This window comes from Paenibacillus sp. 01T424 (genome assembly GCF_056398745.1).
In genome coordinates this window covers 36880-60772 of the sequence record NZ_JBFTPZ010000046.1, presented here as the reverse complement: position 1 = coordinate 60772, position 23893 = coordinate 36880, and the positions used below count along the sequence as shown (strand labels likewise).

At 42.0% G+C, this 23893-nt stretch carries 22 protein-coding genes and 1 other RNA gene; 3 read left to right on the top strand and 20 right to left on the bottom strand.

The features are described 5' to 3' along the window. Nucleotides 1–427: 427 nt before the first annotated feature. The 14 genes from lepB to AC1DPK_RS27430 all read right to left on the bottom strand — a co-directional run bounded on the left by lepB (nt 428) and on the right by AC1DPK_RS27430 (nt 14048). The gene (gene lepB, locus AC1DPK_RS27495) at nt 428–850 is read right to left on the bottom strand and encodes a signal peptidase I (protein ID WP_477512260.1); all 423 of its coding nucleotides are present in this window, start codon (nt 848–850) and stop codon (nt 428–430) included. 577 nt (nt 851–1427) lie between these two features. Then, on the bottom strand, nt 1428–2258 hold the full coding sequence (locus AC1DPK_RS27490) for a hypothetical protein (protein WP_477512259.1): 831 nt from the start codon (nt 2256–2258) through the stop codon (nt 1428–1430). Then, nucleotides 2245–2703, bottom strand: coding sequence for a hypothetical protein (locus tag AC1DPK_RS27485; RefSeq protein WP_477512258.1), 459 nt, complete (start codon nt 2701–2703; stop codon nt 2245–2247). Before AC1DPK_RS27485 ends, AC1DPK_RS27490 begins: the two co-directional genes overlap by 14 nt. A gap of 157 nt (nt 2704–2860) precedes the next feature. Next, nucleotides 2861–3973: a site-specific integrase gene (locus AC1DPK_RS27480; RefSeq protein WP_477512257.1), complete on the bottom strand. Its 1113-nt coding sequence runs from the start codon at nt 3971–3973 to the stop codon at nt 2861–2863. Between the two features lie 69 nt (nt 3974–4042). Next, nucleotides 4043–4255, bottom strand: coding sequence for a helix-turn-helix domain-containing protein (locus AC1DPK_RS27475; protein WP_477512256.1), 213 nt, complete (start codon nt 4253–4255; stop codon nt 4043–4045). A gap of 170 nt (nt 4256–4425) precedes the next feature. After that, a complete protein-coding gene (locus AC1DPK_RS27470; RefSeq protein WP_477512255.1) occupies nt 4426–4827 on the bottom strand; it encodes a recombinase family protein in 402 nt (133 codons plus the stop codon). A gap of 332 nt (nt 4828–5159) precedes the next feature. After that, nucleotides 5160–5774 carry a recombinase family protein gene (locus AC1DPK_RS27465; protein WP_477512254.1) on the bottom strand — a complete coding sequence of 205 codons (615 nt, stop codon included), beginning with the start codon at nt 5772–5774 and terminating at the stop codon, nt 5160–5162. Between the two features lie 334 nt (nt 5775–6108). Next, a complete protein-coding gene (locus tag AC1DPK_RS27460) occupies nt 6109–6996 on the bottom strand; it encodes a hypothetical protein (protein WP_477512253.1) in 888 nt (295 codons plus the stop codon). Between the two features lie 38 nt (nt 6997–7034). Next, complete coding sequence (locus AC1DPK_RS27455; RefSeq protein ID WP_477512252.1) at nt 7035–7721, bottom strand: hypothetical protein; 687 nt, start codon at nt 7719–7721, stop codon at nt 7035–7037. A gap of 420 nt (nt 7722–8141) precedes the next feature. Then, nucleotides 8142–8699 carry a hypothetical protein gene (locus tag AC1DPK_RS27450; protein ID WP_477512251.1) on the bottom strand — a complete coding sequence of 186 codons (558 nt, stop codon included), beginning with the start codon at nt 8697–8699 and terminating at the stop codon, nt 8142–8144. Nucleotides 8700–9424: 725 nt separating this feature from the next. Next, entirely contained in the window at nt 9425–10375 is a 951-nt protein-coding gene (locus tag AC1DPK_RS27445) for a DNA adenine methylase (protein ID WP_477512250.1), read from the bottom strand. A gap of 17 nt (nt 10376–10392) precedes the next feature. Then, nucleotides 10393–11121: a hypothetical protein gene (locus AC1DPK_RS27440; RefSeq protein WP_477512249.1), complete on the bottom strand. Its 729-nt coding sequence runs from the start codon at nt 11119–11121 to the stop codon at nt 10393–10395. 580 nt (nt 11122–11701) lie between these two features. Continuing rightward, nucleotides 11702–12865: a stalk domain-containing protein gene (locus AC1DPK_RS27435; RefSeq protein WP_477512248.1), complete on the bottom strand. Its 1164-nt coding sequence runs from the start codon at nt 12863–12865 to the stop codon at nt 11702–11704. A gap of 64 nt (nt 12866–12929) precedes the next feature. Beyond that, nucleotides 12930–14048 (bottom strand): stalk domain-containing protein, encoded by a 1119-nt coding sequence (locus AC1DPK_RS27430; protein WP_477512247.1) that lies wholly within the window; start codon nt 14046–14048, stop codon nt 12930–12932. Between the two features lie 407 nt (nt 14049–14455). Between AC1DPK_RS27430 and AC1DPK_RS27425 the strand changes: the two genes are divergently transcribed. Next, entirely contained in the window at nt 14456–14713 is a 258-nt protein-coding gene (locus AC1DPK_RS27425; protein WP_477512246.1) for a helix-turn-helix domain-containing protein, read from the top strand. Nucleotides 14714–14923: 210 nt separating this feature from the next. Continuing rightward, nucleotides 14924–15616: a helix-turn-helix domain-containing protein gene (locus tag AC1DPK_RS27420; RefSeq protein ID WP_477512245.1), complete on the top strand. Its 693-nt coding sequence runs from the start codon at nt 14924–14926 to the stop codon at nt 15614–15616. 94 nt (nt 15617–15710) lie between these two features. Here AC1DPK_RS27420 and AC1DPK_RS27415 read toward each other — a convergent pair whose 3' ends face one another. From AC1DPK_RS27415 to smpB, 4 genes are all read right to left on the bottom strand, one after another. Continuing rightward, on the bottom strand, nt 15711–16484 hold the full coding sequence (locus tag AC1DPK_RS27415) for a hypothetical protein (protein WP_477512244.1): 774 nt from the start codon (nt 16482–16484) through the stop codon (nt 15711–15713). A 252-nt stretch (nt 16485–16736) separates the two neighbouring features. Next, nucleotides 16737–18008: a hypothetical protein gene (locus AC1DPK_RS27410; RefSeq protein ID WP_477512243.1), complete on the bottom strand. Its 1272-nt coding sequence runs from the start codon at nt 18006–18008 to the stop codon at nt 16737–16739. Nucleotides 18009–18264: 256 nt separating this feature from the next. Then, nucleotides 18265–18630, bottom strand: a transfer-messenger RNA (tmRNA) gene (gene ssrA, locus AC1DPK_RS27405). Nucleotides 18631–18887: 257 nt separating this feature from the next. Next, nucleotides 18888–19367 carry an SsrA-binding protein SmpB gene (smpB, locus tag AC1DPK_RS27400; RefSeq protein WP_076270736.1) on the bottom strand — a complete coding sequence of 160 codons (480 nt, stop codon included), beginning with the start codon at nt 19365–19367 and terminating at the stop codon, nt 18888–18890. Nucleotides 19368–19504: 137 nt separating this feature from the next. Between smpB and AC1DPK_RS27395 the strand changes: the two genes are divergently transcribed. Further along, the gene (locus AC1DPK_RS27395; protein ID WP_477512242.1) at nt 19505–20233 is read left to right on the top strand and encodes a copper homeostasis protein CutC; all 729 of its coding nucleotides are present in this window, start codon (nt 19505–19507) and stop codon (nt 20231–20233) included. 88 nt (nt 20234–20321) lie between these two features. On the opposite strand, the gene AC1DPK_RS27390 is transcribed toward AC1DPK_RS27395, so the two are convergent. Together AC1DPK_RS27390 and rnr are read right to left on the bottom strand one after the other, a co-directional pair. Further along, nucleotides 20322–20522, bottom strand: a complete 201-nt coding sequence (locus AC1DPK_RS27390) for a cold-shock protein (protein ID WP_028609190.1) — start codon at nt 20520–20522, stop codon at nt 20322–20324. Between the two features lie 256 nt (nt 20523–20778). Then, the gene (gene rnr / locus AC1DPK_RS27385; RefSeq protein WP_477512241.1) at nt 20779–23823 is read right to left on the bottom strand and encodes a ribonuclease R; all 3045 of its coding nucleotides are present in this window, start codon (nt 23821–23823) and stop codon (nt 20779–20781) included. Between the last annotated feature and the right edge of the window lie 70 nt (nt 23824–23893).

Here is a 23893-nt window from a genome sequence, read left to right as displayed (position 1 = left end):
AACCAATTGATGAATATCATTCATATTTGCTTTACGATAGTACATCTACTCACCGCCCCAACAAATGTATATATTGCTGAACGGAGTGTAGCATATTTCACAGTGGAAGTCACCGACTAACGTTAACATAGAAAAGCTTGCAAGTTCGTGTTGGCCATCTTGCAAGCCTAATACCATACAAATATTCAAATCTTCTATATCAATGATCTAAAATGCAGTTTGAATCGGAAGAGGCGCCCTCTTCATACCAAGCCGGGAAGTTCGTTCCCCATACATTGTTATTCAAGTTCACATGCATTCCGCCTTTGAGTGGAGGAAAGGAATGATCAAACTGTAAAAATCTTCGTTCACCGGGGCATACAAGCGCTGCATCCAATGTTTCAATTGCTAAAGCAATAAAAACAGCCCAATTATTAGCATGGTGGCATTAGTCGAATGAAGAATCATCGCCATAAAAAGCTTCCAATTTTTTATTGTTAATGTAGACTTGGCCCTTCTTTATGCTTACAGTTTCACCAGGAAGCCCCACGACTCTTGCAATATCAGTGTCTTGGTTTTTATTTTTCTTTTTTTTAAAAACCACAATATCCCCGCGGGAAACCTTACTCCGCTCATAGTATTTCATGTCCGACATTACTTCGCTGTTCAGGCTAAACGGATGCGCAGACCCGTAATCCGTTTCAGAAACCATTCCGTCCGTTCTTACCTTCGTTTTCGTTAACGCAGGGTCAGTCTTCTCAATCACCTTTATCTTCTCTTCTGTCACGGTGTCAGTAACGGTTTCGGTACAGCCGTTCAAAATCAAAACAATGAGTAGGATGAAACCTAGAACCGTTATGTTATGTCTCAAAACACTACACCCTTTCAATTTCGATTTAGTGTTGTTTACTCTCTATTACATAATAATTAAAAAATATCCGTTTTCGAACATTTTTTATGTTATATTGTTGAACTAATCTGCCCGTTATTTTAATAAAAGACATGCTCTTAACATGACTAAAAAATCAAAAAACCCGACCTCACGAGGTCGGGTTTCTTCATGGTATTGGTGGAGGCGAGGGGATTTGAACAAGCGTCCGCCATGGTTCAACACATTTTATTTCGTTTTATATTATCCCTAAATATCGCGTAACACAAGGCTTCTGACGATTTGATCTTTTATTTCGTACCATCTCATTTTAGAGCGTTTTATCCTATTAAAGTCGCCTTGTCTACGACATGTCTACACAAATGGACAGGAATCACGACATGGTATATGAATATTTTATTTCGTTTTACTTAGTCCTGTACTTCGGATACCAACTCTTATTGCAGAGCAACTGCCACGGCAAACTGCCCCATAGGTCGATTAACTAATGTTACTGATAGTTTTCACAAGTGATAGAGGGAACTGCAATGAACTGGATACACTGCATCTGGATATTAACTTAGCACTTTTGCTCAAGATCACTGTCGTTTATTTTKCGCTTGGAAAAGTTAAACTTCTCCGAACGCTGTTCAATTAGTTTGTAAACATCATAAGTCCGTATATCAATACTTCCTAAATCAGATAAATTGTTGTTGAGTGCCTCAATGCTCAACATTAAGTTTGCATGGTTTTCATTAAGATTTTTAAGAACTATATTATAAATTAAACGTGTCGATAGATTATCCGTAAGTTTATATCGCTCAATTAGCCTCATTATGTGCTGCATAATTGCGAGTAAATCTACATTTTTTGAGAACTTATAGTATTTCGTTTCTACTAAGGTACGACTATTGGCATCGACAAACGTTAGATCAACAAACTGATTTTCCAACCTAATTAGACTATCATGAAACTCATGAGCACTTAGATAATCCTTTATTAAATTTTCAACAATATATCCATCAATGTGATACTTAAGATTAAATAATTGGCTCCCATTCAAATACGAATCCATATTGGGTAGGTATTCTTTATTTAAGTGCGAGAACTCCACTTCATTAGTTTCAATCACTTTGTTTTGATCTAGGGGGTTTGTTCTAACTTTTTTAATGGTTTCTGATTTAGCAATGAAACTGTAAAGTGATAAACGTGTGTTTTTTAGCATCTCTAATACGATCGAATCAGCTGATATTAGAAGCCAATCCTCGTAAGTATCATCCATTTGATATAATGTGGTTAAGTATTGTTTCCCTTCATCAAGGTATAAAAAGCATATGGGCTTGTCATAATTTGCGTATATTTCGATGATATTTTCTTCTTTTGGGAACATTATATTTTCATTTGAAATCATGGTCCTCTTCCCGCTCCTCTATGAATTCTTTTACACTCATGTAATGATTGAAATCGCTATGAATAACATTCCGGCTGTCCCGAAAAATCCACCAATTTATATGATCTTTTGAGTCCCGTTGTATTAAACCAGTATCTGTTTTTAATTTACCAACAGCTACATATGGATTATGCACTCTCAATCCCTCAAGACTGTCTAATAAAGCTGCCAAATTTTCTTTTCCTAGTTCACCAAGATTCACAGAACAAGCATAATTACCAACATTTTTTTTATTTCCAATCTCGTTTTCTATCTGGCAGTTGAAGTCCTTCATGCATAAATTAACTTCGTTCTTAGTAGCTCTATATACTGGTTCTAGATCAGTCTCTATTTCTGATCCTATCTCAATTACCTCACTAACTATATTGACAGGCATCAAATCAATAAATACATATGTTTTATTCAATTTAGTTTCTCCTTTCTTATATTACCTAATTAATACATTCGTTTCGCTACATTCATCTCCTTCAACATAAAATCGTATTTACTAAAATTATTTACGATTCATCTTAGCCATTGCAAAAAAGCAGTAAACCAATATGGTCAACTGCTCTTTTGCTAAACTACATTAACGCCTTGCTCATGACACTAACCGTGCTTTTGTGTGTTTTATCAAATAAATGCGTATAAATCCTATTTGTTGTTCCAATGTCAGAGTGACCCAATGCTTCCGATATCGCCTTTAGATCAACACCTTCTGAGTAGAGTATACTTGAAAAAGTATGCCGTAGATCGTGTAATCGAATCGAAGGTAAATTGTTTTTTTCTAAAAAGTCTTTAAATTGCTCTGTTACTGTGTTCACTCGTGCAGCATTTCCATTATTTCGAACGACAACATACCCCGATAAATTATAATGGTCTCCCAGCAAATCCTTCCGCTCATTTTGACTATCTCGATGTGCAATTAGAAGATCACGTAATTCATCCACCATATGCAATGTTCTTCTACTTTTTTCTGTTTTTGGAGCCTTAATGACGGTCTCATTACCTGCACTGGTTCTAACCTCCTCAATATGAATAAGCTGATTATCAAAATCAACATAATTCCATCTTAATCCTGTTATTTCCTCCCTTCTTAAACCCAAATAACCAGCGAGGAAGACAGGAATTTCAAGCTTTGTACCCTTAGCTTTACTAAGCAAGTCCCTTAATTGTACTTGTGTGTAGGTTTTTCCTGTGAATTTCTTCTTTTTAGGTGGGGCTACTGCATCTGCCACATTTCTAGATACATATTGCTGCTTTAAAGCATAGTCCAGAACTTTTCGCAATAAGGCATGATGCCTGTGAACTGTATTAGGAGATAACCCTTTTTCATCCATTAATGCTTTGTAATAAGCTTGAATGTTTGGCGGCTGTAGTTGTTGAACCTCAATATTCCCAATTGAAGGTACCAAGTGCTTAGAAATTACATTCCGATATCCATATGCAGTCGTGACTTCACAGTTATACTTCACATGATTATCCATCCAGTGTTCAAGAAGCTCGCAGAGCTTCATTTTAGTAAAGCTGGACAATAAATATCGTTGTTCCTTGTACTCAAATTCCGTCTTCAGCTTATCTGCTTCTTGCTTTGTTGCCACCGTTTCATAAGTACGAATACGTTTACCATTGTGATCCTTCCCATGCTCAAATGTTACCCTAAACTTATCCTTAATCGCTTGTATACTTGCAGGCATATTCTTCTCTCCTCATTAATTGTGTTTTTATAGGGGCACAATTAAATGCATGCCCCCTTTACTTATCCGCTAGTCAATTACAGCGTATAAATGGTCTTGAATATATTTATCCAATTCTGTAGCAGGAATTAGAATTTTGCGACCGATTGTGATCTTTGGAAAATCACTTCTTCCTACTAGCTTGTACAGCGAGTTTCTACCAAGAGGAAGGATCTCAGCAAGTTCAGAAACGGTGTAGCATTTACGATCATTATTCATAGCAAGCAAGCTATTTTGTGTCATGTTATATCCTCACTCTCTTTTTTGGTAATTATATACTTAGATTCCTTTTAATGTTGTATTAACATGGATTCCGAGGGGAGTCAATTTTTTCATCATTTCGTTTATATTCGTCTATATGTTGTGTTTGTTATTAAATAATTAACTATATATAGTCCATCGAACTTGTAATTCTAATACAATCCTTCAAAGACGTTACGCCAGTCGTTCTGTGCATATATCCAGTCATACATTCCAATTAAGTACTCGGCACCTTTAAAAGTGTCGACCAAACCATCCAATGTCACGAGATGAAGGTCGCCCAGCATTAGTTCCAAGCGAAGTTCTTGAGCAAATGCTGTACCCCTAAGCAATTGTTCCAAACTCATCGCCACTACAACAGCAAACTTGCCCATCTTAGCATCTTCAACCAGCACCTCTAGACCCTCCTTGCCACCCAACAAATCATAGTAGACCTCCACTACCTCAGAACCTGTTTCACAAGCATACTCACGCAATCGCAATTTCTGGTGGTCGAGCAACTCTTTCCAATCATCTTGTTTGGGCGAAACACAAACGTACAAAGCAGCCTTCATACAAATAACCTCATCTCAATTAGTATTTAGCGGAACCGCTAACGAAGAACCGATATAGCTATAAACCAGCTGCATAGCCGACTGCCAAATGTTTATTGCTTCACCGACCCCAGCCAGATATGCATACCTATGGAGTCGATACCATAATAAAAAGGACAGATAAGAGCTATAACGCTACGAATGAGCGTCTTCTCCATATCTGTCCTCACAAAAAATCTATACCACCTGTTAAACAAACCTTTGCACACGCAACAAGGCATAGACCATTTTACAAAGCTTCCAAAATTGCTTATAAGGTCATCGACGCAGGATTAATGATAGTGACGTGAAAGTTAACTCTCATTTTTGGGAGCATCTTCACCCTTAACCAGTGACCGTTCACGCCGTAGCTTCAATTCCCTGTATAAAACTGACTTTGAAACGGAAGCGATTTCGCAAATTTCCTTGATTGAGTGCGTACCCGAATCGTATAACTTAATCGCTTTCGCAACAGTCTTGCTATCCGTGCGGGGCTTTCCTCCGATCTTGCCTCTAGCTCTGGCTGAAGCAATCCCTTCACGTACACGATCACGCAGAGTGTCCCTTTCGAATTGTGAGAGAGCTGCCATGACCGCCAGTATCAATTTTCCTGTCGTTGATGAAAAATCTAAATTCTCCTTAATGGAGATGAAGGTTATATTCGATTTGTCCCATTCAGCGAGGATAGTCAGTAAATCCTGCGATGATCTGGAGACTCTACTCAGCGACTCCACCACGACAGTATCACCTTCACGCAATACTTTTTGAAGTTCATCCAACGCAGGACGCTCGAATTTTGTGCCACTGATTGTATCTACAAAAATGTCCTCCTTCGGAATACGATACTCATTTATTAAAAGATCAATCTGGCGGTCTACCTTCTGGTCTACCTTACTTATTCGAACATATCCCCATACTCTCGAACTCATCCCAACCACACTCCATCCCCATTTTATAGACCCGATTAAGAAGTCTATAAATATAAAAATAGATGCTTCCCCAATACCCCGATATAGAGAAATGTGCAGGTTATATGGAATTCCCAACGACAGGGAATTGGGACTCAGCAATTGGGCATATTATCGGGAAGGAAAATACCGCCGAAAAGTCCAAGTTTGAAAGGCTTTGGAGTCTTCCCTGTAACAATAGTTTTGCGGAATCCCCTATACGTCCCCATTGCAGCAAAACACCCTTATCGGGAGTCCCAGACTCCCAACAAGGGCATGTGATAGATAAGTCCCATAAACCAATGTTTACAAAACACTAGCAACGCTCAATCTTCTCAATGTGAAGGATCGGCACAGATACAAACTGACCACGTTGTGAAAGGTCAGGAAGCGACATATACCCCATAGAAGCACTGCTGCTCCAATCCGCCCATTTTGCTAACTCAGCTTCCGAGGGTGACGTACCTAACCAAGCAGCTACAACCGTAGTGTTGAGAGTCGTTACTAATGGAGGACATAAACCCTCTGCATCACGATAGGTTAAGCGCACTTTTTGACGGCTTAGAATGTCTTTGAATCGTAAAGCAAAGCGGTTCACCGCATAATAGGGAAACAAGTGCCTCGAACTGCTTGTCCCTAAAGTCCTCTTGCTAAGAACGATACCATCCACATCCGCAAACATTCGAACTGTGGCATAAGAACCGCTACTCAACTCCTTGTAAGAAGTCGAAAGCTGTTGGGTAAATCGATCAAACCCCTTACTCCGAGTCGCAGGAGTCAACCTAGACTCATGTGCCATTAGAATCTCAGGACTCTTGGTAACTAGAAGATACTCCCACTGCCCACCCGACTTCACCTCTGCAACACAAAGAATGGATGATAACAAATAAGAGCTAACAAGAGATTCACGAAGATCATTTACAAAACCAGCAGGCAAATGGATACCCTCCTTCGCTAAGAAAACTGCTTGCCATTTAGCGATCCAGCTATCAATAGGATACCCATTCAACCCCAAACTACTGACAGCCTCAGAAGCAATCAGCGGATACAGATGTGGGCAGTTAAACTTGAAAATACGATCAAGTTCAACCCCCTTACCCATTAAATAACCATGGAGTTGATTACCAACGCATACCCCAGGCATGAACACTTCTGCGCCTTTATAAGCGAAGCTAGATGGATGTGAATTTAATTTGACGACCATACGATCACTCCTCAACATTGGTATATTTACAACTGCTGCTAATCAACAGACAGTTTCGGTGCGGCATAAACGTAATTATCATGCAAATGAACTAAAGCCTCAGCAGGCTCTAACTCACCTTCTAGACAACGGAAGAAATAACCACGTTCCGTCATATAGCAACGGTCATTTTCTAGAAGGATGTACAGCAAATGCTCTAGCTTCTGCCTATCCAACGAGTCCATTACCATTGTGAAGTGTCTTCGTGTAAAGCGAGACAGGAATCGCAGTTCCTTCTCGCAATTGCTCAAGTCTACCCCAGCATTAAAGACTGGTTTAAACCGATCCTCTACTTCACGAACGAAGATTGCCGATGGGCAGCTACCAGTACCGATAGCGAATTCACGTTCTGCACCAGAGATGTCACCCGACTGCAACAGTACAAAGGCATTACCGATTCGTTTTTTTAGTAGTTTATCAGCGTACCCGATAGAATCATACAGCGATTTGATGGTAACTCCATGTATTTCAGCAGTATTGCGGTAGGAATAACCGCTTGAAAGAAAGTCTACCCACTTCTTTCTCGAGCTGCTTCTCGACAACCAGACTAGGCTCTTCATGTAGTCGACCATTCTGATTAGCAAATCGATCCTTTCCTTATCAAGATCTTCCGAATTCAATCCTAATGCTGCTAACCGTTCCGAGGTCTCCTTGACCTCCTCAACCAATTCCTTACTAAGCAACATCGCCAAAACCCCCTTCAAGAAAGCAAACCCTTTTGTTACCCCAAGAACATCAAAGACCCGAAGAAACAACACTACGATCTAACTCACTCCATGATGCGACCTAACCCTGAAAACCCTGAAAAACCCAAACCCAAAAACCGAGAAAACCCTGAATAAATCACCCTCTTTTATCTTCATATTTTTTTATTTTGCGGAGAAGCCAGTGTCCACCAGCCATTCCACCCTGCAGGAAACTCGTGAAATTAAAACCCTGAAAGAATTTCCGCAGTTATACTCAGAGTAAAATCGTCTGTAGTAAAAACTCATGCCGATAAAAAGTTTCCATGTAATGCAATACCCCTCATAACAAAAAGAAAGTCTGGGTGCAGAACTGCCTCAACTGCAATCATACTGTCTCGTTCAAATTATTTAGAATCGATATCAACGGCGGCGAAGACGGTGCTTTTTCCGAGCGAGATACTCTAAACGAAGAGCGAGGGCTTCCGGTTTAGTTCTATACCATTGCACCTCGAAATTATCATAAGCGAAATTTCCTCGATTCTCGTCTAAACAACGGAGCATGGCTGTGCGATCTCTACCCAGCGTATGCAGAACATCTAAACCATCTTCATTGAAGCAAACAAACGTGATCACATGCCTACCCAATGACAGCGAACGATCAAATGGAGGATACTCTCCTTTGAAACGAATGTTCTTGCCCTTCTCCTTGCTCAAGCCGTTGTGTGGATAGAACCAAAAGCCATCATAAACCAACTCCCAATCCTCAGAAGCATGATAACGTAAATAGAAGTTACCAGCCGCATCCCACTTGCCCTCGTAGAACTCTAAGAAATACGAAAATACTAAACCACAACAAGAGATTAAAAGCCCCTTGTCCCGAACCTTCGCATGGAAAACACACAATTGAAACTCTACCCCTGTGGCTACTAATTGCCGAACTAACACCTTGCGGTCGAAATCCCTTCTAATCTTACGCACTGAAAAACCCTCCTCTATATCGAATAAACGTGCTTAGACACACACTTATACAGGAGGTCTGTAATCAAATCCAAAATTATAAAAATCTCAAACAGAAGAAATGAAGTCCTACTCTATGCGATACCCCTCAAGGCATACAAGCAGAAAACGATGTGCAGACTGCCCCATTGACCGACTGTTTTTTGCATTTCTATCTCAGGCAGACCATTAAACAATCAGAATACGCTTCTTAACTCTGGGATTTACCAATGCCTTGCCATAGCGAGTGCATGAGAAGTAACTGTGTCTTTAATTATTCCCTGCAATGAAGCTAGGCGAGCGAAATCTAGAATTTGATAGCAGGCGCTACGGTAGGACTGTACTTATGGGAGCTTAAAGAGAGCGGATTGAAAGTGGAATAAGTGTGGGGGGAAAAGCAAGTTGCTCGAGTTTAGGTGACCTAACCGATCTTACAAGATTATGTTGTCGTAATTTAATACTTCCGAATCGAGTAATCCTTGCCTTGAGACTATATTATGTATCATCCGTAATATGCGTAAGTTCAACCTAACTGCAGAAGAAAATGAAAAATGTGCCCCCCGCATATGACATCGCAAAAAGCACAACTTAGTGGTTCTGGTGGTATTGAAGGTTTTAGGTGGCACTGGAGCCACCTATACTGGCTCTAGAGCCAGCAACTCCAGTCTATGTAACTATTCTCAGCAGTTCTAAAACCAGTTCAAGGACTAAGAAATACTATAATCAATTTCACAAACCTGACTTAGTAGAGATTCGGAGACTTCAAAATTTACCCATAGATACTCATTATTATAGCGCCCAATCTTGGCGCTCGAGGAAACGAATACCGTCTTTAAAAACAGTTTCCGCCAGCCAGCTTCAACAAGCCGAGCGTAGTACTCATTGTCATATCCTGAGAGAGCCACTTTCGCATTCGATGCTAATAACTTATTAACTAGGAGGTCATGATCGATACTAGACCAAGAACGATCCCCATAATGATCAGTCAACTTCATAGATTCGGGTGCATATGGCGGATCGAGGTATATAAATACATCATCTCGCCCCCTGAGTACATCCAGCCATTCAAGACAGCTACCATGAGTCACCTCTACATCACATAAAGTGGAATAGAACTGATGGAGTTGACGAACTCGTTTAAAGTAAGCACTGAGCCTACTTCGAATTGATACCCTGCTGGAATCAAATGTCGAGCAATCAGCTGCCCTTGACTGCATTGCAACGATGAACATGTATGCCGCTGAGGTCACCATGTCTAACTCGCATTCAGTGCGTCCCTGCGCCAACATACGAGACTCAAACTCTCTAGCAGATTTGGCACGAAGAAAAACATCCTCGCCAACCCCCAAGTCCTCTAGCAATGCCATAAGATCATATAAATATTGTCTATCACCAAGACAAGCAAACAAGTTACATAAGCCCCTGTCCATATCATTGTATACTCGATGTGGAAATAGATTAGGCGGGAGATTTAAGAGCATCCTCGCACCCCCACCGCATAGTTCGTAGAAACTCTGTAGGCCATACGCAACTTGGCAGAATTGGATGATAGGAATTATGTTTGGAATTAGGGCAGATTTACCGCCTATATAACTAATTAATGAAGTTGGATGTTCGATGCCGTACCTTAAACTCCACGATTTATTAGATACTGCCATTGTACCCCTCCACGAGACTACACAAGACCAAGACCATCAATCTTGAAGATATAGAAGCGCTTGACCTCTTTCGAGCTAAGATTAGGCTTTATAGGCTCCTGCAAGCGTGCCTGCTTATTTTTTACCAACAACTGACCCTCAGACTTCCAACCCCTAACGATCTCTTGAAGGCGAACATTCTTGGTGCTACCATCCAACGATAAAGCTTCATACAAAAATTCAGCTGTTACACCAACCACATTCATACCGTATTTTTCGATGTACTGTTCGGTGTCCAGGACTACCCCAGCGCTAACGCCATGCTGATAGGCATCGCTGCTGATTGATGGGAATGCATCCAGATCGGACAAGATACCATCCTCGAGCGCCTCGAATAACTCTAGACTCTCTTCTTTACCAGACGAACCCTCCAGCTCGCTGAGCAGATTTGGCACACGCTTAAAGATACCGTTAACCTTCAAATACTTTATGTAATCGATGACCGCATGGAACTCAGATCTTTCAAGCGCACCGAAGACATTAAGATCTCTCAGATACTCCTCGAACTTTTCCAGTAGGTCTATTACTAAAAAGCATTTCGATGCACCACCTTCGAGCTTGGTGGTGAAATTAACCGCATATGTAAGTTCGGTATAGGCATGGTGCTTGCCATACAACAACTCGACCGACCATAGATTCTCAACTGGATTTATCATTTCCTTGGGCTGAACGTTAGCGCTACGGCGCTCCTTAACTACTGTTAACATATATAAACCCCTCTCAAGATGACTTATTATCCCCTGATTGGACAGGAAGCTACATAATATACATGTTCTGATACCATTCTATCAAAGTACAATACATCTGGGAATCCATATTTTTCTGCAGATACAACATGGTTTAATAAACAAAAAACACGCCCCTACCTTCGAGTCGCCTTCACGCCAAGTGCGTCTAGCCTTATACAGTCAAGAATAAGCCGATTAGTTTGCACTAAAATCTACCCCTTATAGGAAGCAGAACTCGGGGGATAGTGAAAACGGTGCACCGAGCCAACACCATGAAAATCAGCTGAATTGCTATAATAACGACTATTTCCGCTCTCGTAGTGAACCAAGCCAATTAAATATACATACCAGAAAAATTAACTCACCTTTTTATTGGGAGAAGCATACCGACATACTTTAGATCATATAGAAACTGATCACTTTCAGCTAGGAGAGCATAATCTAGGTCAGTAACTTATATCTTATAGTTCCCATCTTTGTCATTTAAGAAATCACTAATATTGTGGCAAAATAAAAAGACAGTGCCTGTTTAAGGACACTGTCTCAGTTTGAGAAATTTCTACTTCTTGAAATTTGCACCATACGTAGGTTGAACCAACATAGTCTTACCATCTTTCAGTAGTTCCTTGATGTTAGTTTCATGGAACTCTCCACTCATAGTCCCATACCAGAAATCCCCTATCTTAACAACCACATCAGCATGATTTGTACCTGCAACAATAGCTGAGTTATACCCCATTGCATCGAACACACTGGAGTAAACCTGTGCATCTGAGTCACAGTCGCTTATCTTGTTGTACAAATTGTCGAACGCTGATTTGGGAGAACCATTTCTCGGGTTTGTTACATCTCCCATGAAAGAAGATGCCATTAACGATGTTTTGTAGGCGTGAACAGCCTCATCTACTGCCAAGCCTCCCTCTAATAAAGGGGAGAATAATCCATGTGCTAAGGTTAAACCTCTATGCTCCCTAGAACCATAAGAGTATTTGTCAGCTGTTTCTCCTTTATAAAGGTAAGCTTCATATAGATCTTCGTACTTTCCACCTGGATCAAGCTTAACAGTATCAATGGTTGCGATCTTCTCATTGACGACTTTCATTACATAGTCATACTCGTTCTGGTTCTTAGAGCCGTATGTATGCTTGCCGTAGAGAACCTTAATACCATTCACTACTGCACTCTCTTCAACTGGCTTCGTAGGTGGCGTTACTACATTGCTACCCCCACTACTGGAGATTAAAGCAGTATAAGTTCCTGCATCCCATTCAACTTTTGCACCCAATGCCTCTGCAATAAAGCGCAATGGCACCATCGTTGATCCATTGATGATCTCAGCTTTAGCAGATAAAGTCACGATCTTGCCATTAACTGTGGCTGTTGACTTACCGATTGTAAGTACGATTATAGAAGAACCTTTTGTTGCGGTTACCGTTTGGGTCTTCTGATCCCACTTAACGTCAGCCTTCAAAGCCTCGAATACCCCACGAAGCGGAACAAGAGTGCTACCATTCTTGACGATTGCAGACTGGTCCAACCTTTGAAGTGCTCCGTCTATGGTGACGTTGACCAACTTCCCTTCTTGAGTGGCAGAGAGAATGGTCAACTTATGCCCTGAACTCTTTGCCGAGACTGTACCACCTGCTACTAAAACAGCACCGACCATTGCTGCACTGACTAAAACAGAGAGCCTGCTTGCCCTACGACTGCTGCTATTACCCATGACTGTTACCTCCGAATTTATGATGAATAGAATTACATAGAATGATAGTTTGAAACAGTTAACACTACTTTTTAAGCTCTGAACCGTAAGTTGGTTGAGACAACATGTGCGCCCCATCCTTTAAAGCCTTAGCTACACTTATTTTACCGAAATCGCCACCCATAGTTCCGTACCAAGTATCACCAAGTTTAACTATTACTTCGGCATGATTAGTACTCGCTATGACTGCTGAATTATACCCCATAGCGTCAAATACCGCAGAGTAAACATAGGCATCACTATCGCAGTCGCTTATCTTATTAACTAAGTTATCATATGCTGACTTAGGTGAACCATTTCTCGGATTTGTGACATCGCCCATGAAAGAAGCTGCCATTAATGAAGTTTTATACGCTTGGACAACTTCATCAACAGTTAACCCAGCAGCTAGAAGTGGTCCGAATTTCACGTTTGCAAGTTTTAGTCCCCTATACTCGTATGATCCTTCAGGATAATTTTCTGCTCGGTCACCCTTATACAGATAGTCGTTGAATTCTTGCTCATAGCGTCCACTTACATCAAGCGGAACAGAGTCAATAGTCGCTACTTTCTTATTAACAATCTCCATTACCATGTCGTACTCTTTCTGGTTCTTGGAACCATATGTGTGCTTACCGTAGAGTACCTTGATGCCATTGACTGTTTGTAACTCAGTAGTCGCACCCTTGCTCGTGATTACTGCAGTATTGGTAGATGCATCCCAACCAACCTTCGCTCCAAGGGCTTCGGCTACGAATCGTAAGGGAATCATAGTTGAACCATTGATCACCTCAGCTTTAGCTGAAAGAGCTACTTGCTTACCGTCAACAGTGGCTGTTGATTTACCGATTGTCAGTACAATGACGGTTGAACCTTTTGTTGCCGTTACTGTTTTAGTTGCTTGATCCCATGCAACCTCAGCCTTTAATGCTTCAAACACACCCCTTAAAGGAACAAGAGTGCTACCGTTTTTGATGATTGCAGACTGGTCAAACTGTTGTAGCTTGCCATCTATCGTGACGTTAACATCCTTGTACGACTGTGTTGCGGAGAGGAAGCTTACCGCATCCCCGTTGCCTTTGGCGGAAACTGTACCGCCTGTCGCTATTGTGGAAGCTATAAGAGCTGCACTGATTACTAACGAGAGCTTTCTTACTTTCACCATGACTAATTACCTCCGATAAATTTATGGTTACTGTGGCGGTGCGAATACTACAAGTCGAGTGGAGTGGACAGAAAGAAGGAGGAAAGCGTTTCAGTTCAACTTCCGCTCAACATTTTCTCCGTACTACTCAGTTTGATTTTTCGCATACTCTGGCTTCTCTATGTTTTATATCTACCCCAATGTGTTGAATCGTTCGATGTCGCTTATATTCCAGAAAATAACTAGCAAAGCCATTAAGGAACAGAAAAGCACCATTTACATAGAACGGATGTTCTACATAACCATATTGACGGACATTCTAAATGTAATCTTATTGTTTATGTAAATAATTTACTATTTGTTGAATACTTTATCTGTTGTTGGTCATTATACCAGATTGATAATGGTCTTAAAAGGAGTTTCTCCCTTTGAGTGATCAAAACATTGTTATAAAAAAAATCATCGGTAAACACATTGCAGGTATAAGAAAGAAGCAAGGATTAAGCCAAGAAGATCTCGCTGATCTTTGTGAAGTGGATCGTTCTTATATCTCGATGATCGAGGTCGGCAGGAACGAACCATCCGTTAGCAAAATCTTTGAACTTTGTGATGGGCTAAAGATAAAGCCTTCTGACTTCTTTCGACTAGTTGAAGCTGAATATAAGAACCTTAAAGATGAACAATAATGAAACTAATGCAGAGCGGAGCGATGAGGATTTCCCTTATCGACTCCGCTCTTATTTTTATATTTAGATTAATAGTAATAGTAGTCTTTTCCTATTTCTACGGACTATGAGTCACATATACTGAAAACTGAAAATAATCTACACCTTAAGACCTATCTTTCCGATAATGAATATATATAGAAATGGTTATGATTGGGGGGGATTTTGTTTGTGGATATAAGATTAGAGTTCGGGAGTCGTGTTAAAGAGCTCAGAGGGCGCTCGGGCATGTCGCAAGAAGTACTTGCTCAGCGAGCTCAATTGGATCGGACTTATATCAGTTCGGTTGAGCGAGGAGATCGCAATGTAAGCATTATTAATATTGAAAGGATCGCTGCCGCACTAAATGTGACCATTGAGTATTTATTCTCTAGCGAACGCTTTTCAACAAATCCAGCATATTTACAAAAAGACTTTACCGTTCCCTTCTTGGAACGATTCAAATATCATCTTGATAACGAGAAAAAGGTTTTGAGTTTTCAGGTGCATGGGTTACTGACTGGAATTAATGTAGATTCCATGTCTAGAACGTTGCTTGGAATTTGTTCTGCTTACGGAAAAGACGAATTGAGTGTCTTAGTAGATCATCGTGATATGAGGGCTTCGGATGGAGAAGCGGTCGTTTACTCTCCCGAAGTTTCAGAACGAGCAATTCTGTTTCAGCAAGAGTTAACTATCTACAGCAAGAAAGTGGTCGCTCTCTGTAACTCTGAATTCATGGTTCAACAATTGAATCATGTTGCCCATCAAAGCGGCATTCTTGAAAAAGCAAGCCACCTTTATGATCAAGATAAGGTGATGGTCGAAAAGGCATTCGAACTGTTAGACATTAACGGCAATGAATTGATTAAAACCGCACGATAAAAACCACCAGAACTGATACTGGTGGTTTGAAATAATTTTGTATTTTTAAATCTTTTTCCCAACCATAGAACCATACATATTTGAAATTATAAAGTTATTCTAAATCGGTGTTTCCATATCGGAAATCAATTCTACTTCGAATTGATTCAGCCTCCACATTATTCAACAAGGAACACTGCTCCAGATGAGTTATGATGTACTTCATTCTTTTACTATATTCCATATGACTTAAATCAGGTACATCTGGTGAATCTTCATCTACTTCATCAATTAAATTATTCAATTTTTCTTTAATCATCGTTAAGAGGTTTCTACCAGCTAGTAATTGCCGTAGTTCTTCAACTCGGAAAGAAAGAATAGGAATTCTAAACCTATTAAATATCTTTTTCCTTTTCCCCTCTCCAAAGCGCCATCCAGTTCCACCTATTCCTTTTATCGAGAAAAAAATACCTAAGTTCGATTCCCGCAGTGGTAATAGCTCAGCTAGTTTAGCTACCATACCAACATCTACGCTACTACTAGCTTTATTTTTACACTCACATATTATTTTTGGGAACATATATCGCTTCATGAACTCGCTGAGAGCTAAATCAGAAAGCGTTACTTCAACATCAGTCTCATTATCTGCAATTCGGAGATTTTTCTTAACAGTAGCTCCTTGGAATCTCTCAAAGAGGAAAACTACAAAATCCTCTAGAATAGCACCCTTTTCTTGATTTCTATTGACCCAAGTCTTGGATTCTTCAATTCTATCAATCATGAACGAAACTCTATCGCAATCCTCTGGTTCTAAGAGCTTCCAAAAAAAATTATCATCTAGCCCTTTTAGTACTTCCTGAAGCTCAGAAAAATCCTTTATGTTCATCATTGTTTCCTCTTGAAGCCAACTCTAACGTTTTTAAAGTCCATAAGTGACTCACAGTAAGGACAATGTTTGTTTTGAGATTGATACAGACTTTCCACGTTCTCAAAAAGTAAGACATGTTGCTCATCTTCATTGGAGCAATTAACAGCAAAGATCATTTGAAGAATACCCTCATTGACCAGCTCAATCAAAACCTGCTCTGCAGACTTAACGTCTAATTGGCTTCCAGTAGCCAGTTTTGTTTTTGTAATAACATCACTCGGACGAAGCGAGAGAAGCTCTTTCGTCACCTCCGATAATACAGAATTCGGCAGTTTGAATTTCATCGCGATATTGGTTAAGTCTACGGATGACAATGTCCACCACCTCTTCCTCAATAAAAGTATTAGTACCTCTAATTAAGTACGCGTCTGATCCTTGCTCAACCAAGAACTTATAAGAACGGTCATCTCTTCTAAAATTAATTCCAAGCAAATCAATATCACCATCACCTCTGGATCTTTTAGCCGCTTGAGCAGCTGACCCTAGTAAGCCATGTTCTCTTGATTCTACATCAATCGTATGAGTCAAACCATCCGAACGCTGTCGGTATATCTCAAAGTTCTCCGACTCTTCTTGAACTACACCATACTTTTCCACTAGTTGAGCTTCAAATGAAACTTGAATATCCTGAACTAATTTCATTTGCATCGCATTATCTTTAACTGGATCAAGACCTGCTTCTGCTAATAGATCTGAAGCAAAATTAACAATTTTTTCTTGAAGGTTAAACGAGTGCTCCGTAATAATTGGATTATTATGGCGTGTTGCTTCTTCAACAAAACGACTTAGCCCTTTCGGTATCCACAATGGTGCTGTTATTTTTATGTCGCCAATATAAGTCTTTAAAATTTGAAAAAACATACCAGCGATAGAAGTCCAATCCGAACGTTTAGCTTTCGCCATCCCATTAACATGTTCAAGGTTTGCTGTTGGATTGAATATTATTTTACAATCATAAGTATCACTTGAAACTACGCAATGAGTAAAGAATATTTTTTTAAAAAATCTCGCACTACCATCAGGACGTTTTCCGTTAACAACACACGGAGATATAAAAGAAAAAGTATATTTATTATTAACCTCATCCTTGTGAATACCAATCAAAGTAATCTCCGTTAAGTTTGGCATAACTGAATCCAAATCCTCAGATTCATTATCGGGATTAATATCCGTTAAATTAAGCTTAATTAACGATTGTCGATTATCATAATTATTTTTCAATAAATCTGCCCTTGGCTTATCTTTTAGATTATAAACAAAAGTATAATTATTTCCGTCAATTTGATGATGGGTAAACCAATCATCAAATGCTTCATGCGAGATTGCTGAAAACAGTACTCCTTTATCATTTACAGCATTGAAGAGTATTTTTGCCATTGCGCGGTTAGATGCTATTTTTTTGATTTTATACTTATCAAATAGGATATGATAATGCTTATGCTGAGTATACATCTCAAGAAACTTATTTATGTTTTCCCAGTTCATTTCTATCCTCCGAGTAAAAACAGTATTGGTACAACTACTGTTTATTATACAGACATCGAACCTTAATTTCCATAAATTAGTTTGACGGTATTTAGAAGCGATTGATCATTTTAATATGTACGATCTCTGCTCAGTTATGTAGACATCTCGTCTACAACCTTAGTAACAAACCTTACTTGTATTTTCACATTGTCTACGACTGGTCTACAAATGGTAGGTATAACAAAACCCCGACCTAACACGGTCGGGGTTTTCATGGTGGAGGCGAGGGGATTTGAACCCCTGTCCGAAGATCACGCCACTCAGGCTTCTACGGGTGTAGTCACAGTTTTGATGTCACCCAAGCAAACGCCCCGTAACCGGCTTTCGCTAAGGTCAGCCTGATTGTCTTCTTCAGCTCACCGCAGGCGGAGATGAGACAGCGTATTCCACTACTTGTTAGCCCCTAATCCAGTCACATGGACGATGCTGGGTAGAAGCACGCACACAGTTTCTTAGGCTGCGAAAGCGTAGTTTGTTTGTTGTTTGCCGTTTAATAGGCTTTAGCGTTGATGAAGCGGACGACTCCCCGCTACCCGCAACCCGCGCTCGTACAATCCCCGTCGAATCCATAAACGCCCCCAATTTTGCATAAACGGTTAGCTGCAGATTAACACTACTCCAAAGAGTAGATCCACACTAACGTTTAGCTCAATTGAAGCTTTAGGATTAAGGATCAGCATCTGACCAAGCAGGCTGTTCCGATTGTCTAGCACGAATGCACTTGCATTTATTGATTGTCTTGCCGTTGCTACTGTCTTAGTATACCACGAATCAGCTGCTTCCGTGCACAATTGTTATTGGCAATCATGGTCGCTTGCTGCCATGGAAATCTACACCTTAGTTAGAAACCTTCTGTTTCTCACGCAGCACGCGCTGGATATCACGCTGAGCATCACGTTTAGCTGCACTATCGCGCTTGTCGTATTGCTTCTTACCTTTACCGAGACCAATCAATAACTTCGCGTAACCATTGCGCACATAAATCTTCAAGGGTACAATAGCATAACCTTCTTGCTTGGATAAGCCTAGAAGCTTATGAATTTGCATCTTGTGCATCAACAGCTTGCGAGCACGCGTTGGATCGGTAGGGTTGTGAATATTTCCTTGCTCGAACGGACTAATGTGCATATTGTGTATGAAAATTTCGCCGTTACGAATGGTAGCAAATGCATCACTAATATTTGCACGACCTGTTCGCAGCGATTTAATTTCTGTACCCAAAAGCACCATGCCAGCTTCGAACGTTTCCTCAATGAAATAGTCATGGGAAGCTTTCTTATTCTGGGCGAGCTGCTTGCCGTCACTCTTCTTACCCATGCTAGTCACCTCGACTTAATTAAGCTAAAATAATGGTTGCACGTATACTGGTGTTCATTGTAACAACTTTAACAACGAAAATCAAGGCGGCTACGGAGCATCCCGCTCTGTCGCCCTGCCCAAAAAGGAGATTTCCCATGCTGCTTGAAATCATTGCTACTACTGCAGATGAAGCGGTTACAGCTGTAGTGCACGGTGCGGACCGTGTAGAGCTTATATCCGCCTTTGAAGAAGGTGGACTAACTCCACAAGAGGACATTACGGTTTCGGTGCTTGAGGCGTTAAAACGGCTCGAGCAAGCTAATCACACACCTATAACTAAAGTATATCCCGTACATGCGATGGTTAGGCCTCATAGCAAGTCCTTTGTTTACGATAAGGCAGATCTTAGTGAAATGACTGCTCAAATGATCAGAATGCGTACATTAGGCGTTCATGCGTTCGTCTTAGGCACGCTTCAGCTTGATGGGACTATTAATACAGATGCTTTAGAAAGTTTATTGGAAGCTGCCGGTGATCGTCCTGTTACCTTCCACCGAGCATTTGATGAGGTACCTGACCAAGAAGAGGCGTTAGCCACACTCCTAAAATACCCTCAAATCAAATGGATACTTACCTCAGGCGGTAAACCGAGCGTTCTTGAAGCAACAGATCAAATTAATAGGTTGGTTAAACAAAGTATTGGACATACTGTTACCATACTCCCTGGAAGCGGTCTATCGGTTCCTTCATTGCCTGCCTTTATAAAATCTACCGGAGCACAAGCCGTTCATCTCGGAACTGGTGTTAGAACCGGTGGAACAGATTCTCCTATCGATGGAATGCTCGTTCGTCATGCCCGTCAATTACTTAACGAATTCCTATAAAGAAACAAAACAGAAGCTCCTTTTATGCACAAAAAAACCGCCCTCAACCTAAAAGGTCAAAGGCGGTTTTATCAACGTTCGTAAGCTATTACAGCTTTACAACGTTTTCTGCTTGTGGTCCACGGTTGCCTTGAACAACGTTAAATTCTACGCGTTGTCCTTCTTCAAGAGTTTTGAAGCCTTCGCCAGTGATTGCGGAGAAATGTACGAATACATCGTTGCCGCCTTCAACTTCGATAAAGCCGAAACCTTTTTCTGCGTTAAACCATTTAACTGTACCTTGTTGCATGTGTAAAAACCTCCAAAAAAATAATATTAATATGCGCCTGGTTTGTCTTTAAACAAAAAATTCACACATTGGAAAGGGTTTCATGACTATAATGATACCCTTTTCAATATGTGAATTCAGGTTCATATTATCGATTGATTTGAGTGTACTATACCCAGAATTAAAATGCAAGTGACGAGCTTAAATATATTTTCCCAAATTGCCCAGATCGCGGCGACTTCCAATTATGCCATAGAACGGAAGTCGCCGCCCTTATTTATTTGCGATTTTTCCGGACAAAAGCAGCTGTGGCGTTACCGCCGCCTCCGCTTTTTTTCTTCCGCTTGCTCTTCACCGCATCGCCGCCGCTGCCTTCCACGCTCGGCAATTCCGCGCCTCGCTCGCTACCGACCACGCCGCCCTGCGGCGTATGCCGCCGCTTCGCGCCGCCGCCACTTCCATCGCTCCGCCGCTGCCCGGCTCCACGACCATTTCCGCCTGGCCCGCCGCTATTGCGGATGGGCAGGCCCCACATATCCGTACGCGCATTGTTCCCGCGCGATGAATCTCTACCGTTGCCCGGCGACAAATCCGCCTCTTGCCCCGGCCCACGCTCCGCCGGATTTCCACCGTCGTTCACGCCAGCTCCGGCTGCGCCTTCGCCTCCACGTCCGCGCCGCTTGCCGCCGCGCCCGCTATCAGGTGCATCGATGCGCCATGGATTGGCCTGTTCGACAATGCCAACCACGCTGCGATCGACGCCGCCGCCAAATCCGCCGCGTCCGCCTTTGCCTCCGCGACCTTTGCCGCGGCCGCCCTCGGCTGCACCGCCTTGACCTTTACCTCCCGCGTTTGCACCGCGATCCGTTTTACCACGATAACCTTCGGCTGCACCGCCTTGGCCTTTGCCAGCCGCGCTTGCTCCGCGCTCGTTTTTGCCACGGTAAACTTCGCTTGCGCCACCTTGGCCCTTACCAGCACCGCTCGCTCCGCGCTCGCCTCTTCCGCGGTTGCCCTCACCTGCACCGCCTTGACCTTTGCCGCCCGCACTTCCTGTGCGCTCGCCTCTGCCGCCGCGATTGCGATCACCGAAACCACCGCGTTTTTTGCCGCCGCGTTCGCCGCCGCCAAAACCACTGCTTGGTATGCCTTTATAGCCGCTGCGCGGCTTCATATCTACAAGCTCGAAATCAATCGTGTGCTCCGTCATACTCACCCGAGTAACGCGAATTTTAACTTCATCGCCAATTCGGTACACTTTGGACGTACGCTCGCCGACCAATATCATATGCTGCTCATGGAAGTTATAGTAATCATCAGACATGTCGCTCAAACGAATTAATCCTTCGACCGAATTGTCCAATTCGATAAACATGCCGAAGCTCGTTACGCTGCTAATAATGCCTTCGAACTCTTCGCCCACTTTATCGAGCATGAATTCACATTTTTTCAACTGCTCTGTGTCACGCTCTGCATCAACCGCTACACGCTCACGTTCCGAGGAATGCTGCGCAATTTCCGGCATCCTTGCCGTTAGCGACTCATGTCTCGCTTCTGTCAACTGGCCTTTGCCATCAAGCACCTCGCGAATGATACGGTGAATGACCAAGTCAGGATAGCGGCGAATTGGGGATGTAAAGTGTGAATAAAACTCAGCTGCAAGGCCAAAATGCCCCAAGCTCTCCGCATCGTATTTCGCTTGCTTCATTGAACGAAGCATCACCGTGGAAATAACGGTCGCTTCCTTCGTGCCGCGAATGTCCTCAAGCAGCGTTTGCAATGCTTTTGGATGAATGGAATTGCCTTTACCCTTCACAACATAACCGAAGTTTGCTGCAAACTGAACGAAGTTAAGCAATTTCTCCTGTGTCGGATCTTCATGGATCCGGTACAGGAACGGCACACGAAGCCAGTGAAAATGCTCGGCCACCGTTTCATTCGCCACGAGCATAAATTCCTCGATGATTTGCTCCGCTACCGAACGCTCGCGCTTCACAATATCAACCGCTTTGCCGTTCTCATCCACGATAACCTTAGACTCTTGAAAATCGAAGTCAATCGCTCCGCGCTTCATTCGTTTTGAACGAAGACGCATCGCTAGATCCTCCATCAAGCCAAACATATCAAGCAAGCCGGCGTATCGTTCTTTCAACTCGGTTTGCGGCTCTTCTTCCGTTGCAGTCAATATTTTTTTCACATTCGTATAGGYCATACGCTCTTTCGTGCGAATCACACTCGTAAACACATCATGACGTACACGCTTAAGCGTCGCCGCATCAAATTCCATTTCACATGAAAGCGTCAGACGATCAACCTGCGGGTTGAGCGAGCATATGCCATTCGACAAACGATGCGGCAGCATCGGAATAACGCGATCCACCAAATATACGCTGCAGCCTCTAAGGTATGCTTCTTGATCGAGCTCTGAATTTTCTTTTACGTAATAGCCGACATCGGCAATATGTACACCTAACAAATAATTGCCGTTCTCCAGACGCTTCACATGCACCGCATCATCTAGATCCTTTGCGTCCTCGCCATCTATCGTCACGATGACCTCATCGCGCAAATCTCGTCTGCCTTGCTGCACAATCTCATCGTCTGTAATGGAATCAGGTGCCGCTTCAGCTTCTCTCATTACTTCATCAGGAAAGCCCTCTGGCAGCTGATGCTTGCGAATAATCGACAGGATGTCGACACCGGGATCATTTTTATGTCCCAAAATTTCGACAATTTCCCCTTCAGCAGCAGAACGCCCTTCTGGATAGGAAACGATTTTAACGACAACCTTCTGTCCGGAGACAGCACCTTGATAGCCGCCTTTTGGAATAAAGATATCCCGATTGATCCGTTTATCATCCGGCACGACAAAAGCATAAACCTCGTGATCCTCGAACGTTCCTACGATTTGCGTAACGGCACGTTCTACAATACGGACGACCTCGCCCTCCATCCGGCCTCCATGCTCACTTCTCGAAGTGACACGAACCAGAATGATGTCTCCATTCATTGCGCTCTTCAAATCATTGGCGTGCAAATACACATCTCCATGATCCTTCTCATCCGGGATTAGAAAACCGAAGCCCTTGGCATGCGATTGCAGCTTGCCGCGCAATAAGTTCATTCGTTCCGGCACGCCGTAATGATCATTTGGCGTACGAATGATTTTGCCTTCATCCTCTAATTTGTTCAGCAGCTTAAGGAACTCCTTAAACTCCACTGCATCTACGATACCAAAATGTTTCTCAAGCTCTTGGTACGTCATCGGCTTATACGCCGTCTCTCTCATAAAATCAAGCAGTTCCTGCTCGTAATTAATCATTATTAGTTTTTCTCCTCATAAACCTGCCGTATTGCTCTAGCGCCATTTGCAGCAGGTTGATAGATTATCA